The 5,387-nt window shown below is 36.2% G+C and carries 2 protein-coding genes and 1 pseudogene; 2 read left to right on the top strand and 1 reads right to left on the bottom strand.

Annotation, left to right across the window (positions count from 1 at the left end):
* Window positions 1-52 precede the first annotated feature (52 nt).
* A pseudogene (locus V7Z48_RS13035) lies at window positions 53-442 on the bottom strand (GxxExxY protein).
* A 210-nt stretch (window positions 443-652) separates the two neighbouring features.
* Here V7Z48_RS13035 and V7Z48_RS13030 point away from each other — a divergent pair.
* On the top strand, window positions 653-2,746 hold the full coding sequence (locus V7Z48_RS13030) for a S46 family peptidase (protein WP_334114039.1): 2,094 nt from the start codon (window positions 653-655) through the stop codon (window positions 2,744-2,746).
* 252 nt (window positions 2,747-2,998) lie between these two features.
* Window positions 2,999-5,387 (top strand): TonB-dependent receptor (locus tag V7Z48_RS13025; protein ID WP_334114037.1); only part of this gene is annotated, 2,389 nt, incomplete at its 3' end.

Here is a 5,387-nt window from a genome sequence, read left to right as displayed (position 1 = left end):
TTTGTGATTTATTTGCGAACATCGTGGTTAATTTTTCAACCACAACGATTAATTATTTATGGTTTAATTTTCCATTTATCACTCTTTTTATACCTTGTTTTAACAATGCAACATTAAAGTTCATAAGCAATCCTAGTTTGTAACCACCAAGTTTCATGTACGTTAATGTTTGGGCTAGATGAACATCTGTCAGGCACTCCACACTTTTTAATTCTATAACTACCTTATTTTCGACTAATAGATCTATTCTATACCCACATTCTAATTTTACATTTTCAAAAACTAAAGGCATAGGTTTTTCTTTTTCAACGTATCATCCGTTTTGTTGTAATTTGAAAAATAAACATTCTTTGTAGGCACTTTCTAATAATCCAGGACCTAATTGCCTGTGAACTTCTAATCCACATCTAATAATAATATATGACAGTTCATTTTCAGACATATATCAAAATTATAAAAGATTTTATGAAAGCCCAATTTAAATTATAGGTCAAAGATAATAGAAGCCTCAATTTCATTTTTTAATGAAAATTTGAGTGAATAATTTTCAAATGTAATAGACATCTTTTTTAAAGGTACCGACTGAAACCCAAGAAAAAACTTAATATTCATTGCTTCTTTTTTAACTTTACACGAATAAAACATTTCAATCATGAAACTAATTAAGATTTTCTTCCTATTTATAATTTTCCAATTACAAGCCCAACAAGGCGGCATGTGGATTCCTTCGCTGTTAGAAGGCATAAACGAAACCGAAATTGAAGCTTTGGGCGGCGCACTAACAGCAAGTGATATATACGATATCAACAATTCTAGCTTAAAAGATGCCATCGCACATTTTAATAATGGTTGCACCAGTGAAGTGATTTCTCTTAAGGGCTTATTACTTACCAATCACCATTGTGGTTATAGTCAAATTCAATCGCATTCGTCTTTAGAAAACGATTATTTGAAAAATGGATTTTGGGCCATGAGCTTGAATGAAGAAATTCCAAATGATGAACTTTTTGTAGATTTTGTTGTTCGTATTGAAGATGTCACTGAAGTTGTTTTAGCTGGTGTTACCGAAACCATGGATGCCAAAGCAAGACAGTCAAAAATAGACAGCAACAGTTATTATGTAAGAACTGAAGCCACAAAGGAAGATTGGCAAAATGTTGGTATCAAAGCATTCTACCAGGGCAATCAATACTACCTGTTTATTTATGAACGCTATGAAGATATAAGACTGGTAGGTGCACCACCAACGAGTATCGGCAAATTTGGTAGCGATACCGATAACTGGGTTTGGCCTAGACATACGGGCGATTTTGCGGTGTTTAGAATTTATGCCGATGCTAATAACCGTCCAGCAAAATATGCGACAAACAATGTTCCTTACACACCCAAACACCATTTGCCTATTTCTTTAGATGGTGTAGCAGAAGACGATTTTACCTTAGTAATGGGATTTCCTGGAACCACCAATGAGTATTTACCGGCGGTTGCGGTAAATCAAGTTGTAAACAAAATTAATCCAGCCAATATCGCTATCAGAGAATCGGCATTAAAAGTAATCGATGCCAATATGAAAGCGAGCGATAAGGTTAGAATTCAGTATGCATCCAAACAAGCACGTATCGCGAATGCCTGGAAAAAATGGATAGGCGAAAATCAAGGTATTGCAAAAAGTGGTGCCATCGATATAAAACGCGCATTGGAAGAAAAATTTAAAAATGAACTACTCAAAAAGGGGTTAAATAACCAATACGGATCGGTATTGCCCGAATTGGAAACGCTATACCAATCCTTTGAAGCAGTTAATTTAAACCGAAATAAGTTTGTTGAAGTATTTGTAAGAACCAGTGAGCTCATGCAAATCATGATGCAGCTCGCACAACTTGAAAATGCCACAATGGCCGATGATGCCACTTTTAACAAAGCAAAAGAAGGCGTAAGCGCTAGGTTGAAATCAATTTATAGGAATTACAATCCACAAGTTGATAAAGAAGTTTTTCAAGCTATCATACCACATTTTACCGATAAGTTTGATGCATCTATTTATAATAAAACAGCCTTTACCAACCAAAAATTAGCACTTAAAATTTTGGAAGGAAGTAAAGCGGATATTGTAAAAGCCTTAAACAAAGACGCCGCCTATCAATTTGCAAAACCACATATTACAAAGTTTTATAATGAAGTGGAGCCCGAATGGCAAATTAAAAACACGCAAATCAATAATTTACAAAGACAGTACATGAAAGCATTGATGGAAGTATTACCAGATGAGCGTTACTTCCCCGATGCCAATGGTACTTTAAGAGTAACCTACGGAAAGGTAAAAGGATATGCGCCAAGAGATGCGGTGTATTACGAACCTATAACCTATTTAGATGGTGTAATTGAAAAATATGTTCCACGTGATTATGAATTTGATGTGCCACAAAAATTAATTGATTTGCATAAGACAAAAAACTACGGAAACTACGCCGATAGCAATGGTAAACTACCAGTAGCCTTTATTGGGACCAATCATACCACAGGTGGCAATAGTGGTAGTCCAGCAGTAGATGCTAACGGCAATCTTGTTGGCCTGAACTTCGACCGGGTTTGGGAAGGCACTATGAGCGATATTTATTACGACCCTGAAATCTGTAGAAATATTATGGTGGATATTCGCTATGTATTATTTATCATAGACAAATTTGCTGGCGCCACGCATTTGGTGGATGAGATGACTTTGGTGCATCCAAAGCAAAAGGATTAGATAATTGAATTTTCGATTTTTATTATTTAGCAAAATTTTCCTAGATAAATATTGTTAAACCTAAATAATTCGCTGTAAATTATTTAGGCGGATTTCTGGTTTTAATTTTTACCAAAAAGTTAAGCGATTGTAAATTTTTGGTAAAAATCCATCCAAAATGGCAATATTTTAATCATTTGGTAACCCAAGTTTTAAGTTTATGTAAATCGCTGGTTTTGCCTTTCATGTATGTTTGTAAAAAATTAACTAACCATGAAGACAAACTACATTTTTTTATTATTCTTATTTAGTTTTAGTACCATTTTTTCGCAAAACGGAAACATTAAGGGTGTTGTTACCGATGCTTTTGGATTATTTGTTCCAGGTGCGAATATTTTAATTGAATCCATCAACAAAGGCTCCATTTCTGACGAAAATGGTAATTACCTTATTTTAGGAGTTCCAGAAGGAACTTACGAAGTAGTTGTAAAGTACTTGGGTTTCGAGGATGTCACTATGCAAATAGTTGTAACAGCTGGTCAAACAATTGTTACTAACTTTAAATTAAGTGAAAGTCCTGAGGAGCTCGCCGCAGTCGAATTAAGAGGCTTTTCTTTAAATAGTCAGGCGAGAGCTTTAAACACACAACGTAATAAAGCGAACATTACCAACATAGTTTCCACCGACCAAATTGGAAAATTTCCAGATGCTAATATTGGTGATGCTATGCGACGAATTCCAGGTATCACCATGCAGGTAGATCAAGGTGAATCCCGAAATATTATTGTGAGAGGTTTGGCACCAGAATTAAACAGTGTTACCTTAAACGGCAGTAGAATTCCATCTGCGGAAGGTGATAACCGAAATGTGCAGATGGACCTTATCCCATCGGATATGATACAAACCATTGAAGTGAATAAAGCTGTAACGCCAGACATGGATGCCGATGCATTGGGTGGTTCGGTTAATTTGGTAACGAGGTCATCCCCTCAAAGTTTTAGATTGGCCGCTACTGCTGGTACTGGTATCAACTTTATAACCAACAAACGTATTTTAAATGGATCGTTTTTGGTGGGTGATCGTTCTAAAGACCGCAAATTTGGCTGGATGATTGCTGCATCTATTAACGATAACGATTTTGGTTCGGATAACGTAGAAGCTGTTTGGGCTAATGAAGCTGAAAGTCCTTTAACAGGAGAAGATATTACAGTAAATCCATATGTTGAAGAAAATGATATTCGAGTTTATCTTGTACAACGCGTTAGAAGAAGTTTTTCAGCGAATTTTGATTACGCCTTTAATGAAAACAACAAAATTGCCTTTAAATCTATGTACAACTGGCGAGATGATCGTGAAAACAGATATAGATTGCGTTATGATAGAATAAATCCAGTATTTGAGGATGGTACCGAAAACATAGTAAGTTATACAGGCAGAATACGTCGCCAAACTAAAGGCGGTATTCCCGGAGGACGAATTCAAAATACGAGATTAGAAGAGCAGAGAATGTACAATTTTACTTTAACAGGTGAGCATTTGGTGAATAGCTTACAAGTTGACTGGTTAATTTCAGCTGCAAAAGCTTCTGAAGACAGACCAAACGAAAGATACACCCAATACCAAACCGGCAGCAGCATTGCCTTAGCGGGAGATTTCACCAACCCGAGATTCCCGTCATTTAGACCGACAGATCCTTCTCAAGTTACTTTAGACAGATTTAACCTCAACTCTATTTCCGAAGAAAACCAAGAAACACAGGAAGAAGATTTTAATGCTTTCGTAAACTTTACCTTGCCTTCAGACTTTTTTGGTAATGGTGATGGTATCATCAAATTTGGTGGTAGGTTGCGATTAAAAGATAAATTCAGAAACAATAACTTTTTCGAATACGATCCAACAGGCGATAACCCACAGGCGTTTGGAACGCTGGCTGTTGTTCCAACAAGAGATTTCACAAATCCTGATTTTCTAGCAGGTAGTCAATACGCAGCCGGATCTTTTATGTCTCCTGAATTTTTGGGTAGCTTAAATTTAAGGAATCCTGTTTTATTTGATGAAGAAGATATCCCAGATGAATATTTGAGAGCCAATTACAATGTTTCCGAAGATGTATTTGCTGGATACATCATGGCCAATCAAAAAGTTTCTGATAAATTAAGTGTTTTGGCAGGTGTTCGATTAGAGACCACGAAAATTACTGCTACCGGAAATCAAATTGAGGAGGAAGAAGAACTTATAGGTCAAATTACAGATGAAAGTAGCTATACCAACATTTTACCTGGGGTTCATTTTAAATACGATTTAAGTAATAAAACAGTATTTAGATTGGCTTGGACCAACACTTTAGCGCGTCCTAACTACGTGGATTTAGTGCCGACTGTTGATGTACTTATTGAAGATGAGGAAATTGTATTAGGTAATTCAGACCTCGACCCAACAACCTCCATGAATTTCGACTTTATGGCTGAACATTATTTCGATAACGTCGGTATTCTTTCGGGGGGTGTTTTCTACAAGCGCATTAACAACTTCATTTACACCCAAATTGGTGAAGTTCCTACTGGAGAAACAAATGCCGGATTCAGAACATTTCAACCACAAAATGGGGATGATGCTTATGTTACAGGTGCTGAAGTTTCTTTACAGCGTCAGTTAGATTTCT

The organism is Paucihalobacter sp. (assembly GCF_036825875.1).
In the GTDB taxonomy this organism is placed as follows: domain Bacteria; phylum Bacteroidota; class Bacteroidia; order Flavobacteriales; family Flavobacteriaceae; genus Paucihalobacter.
The sequence above is the reverse complement of the archived record's forward strand: the minus strand, read 5'-3'. Positions and strand labels throughout refer to the sequence as shown.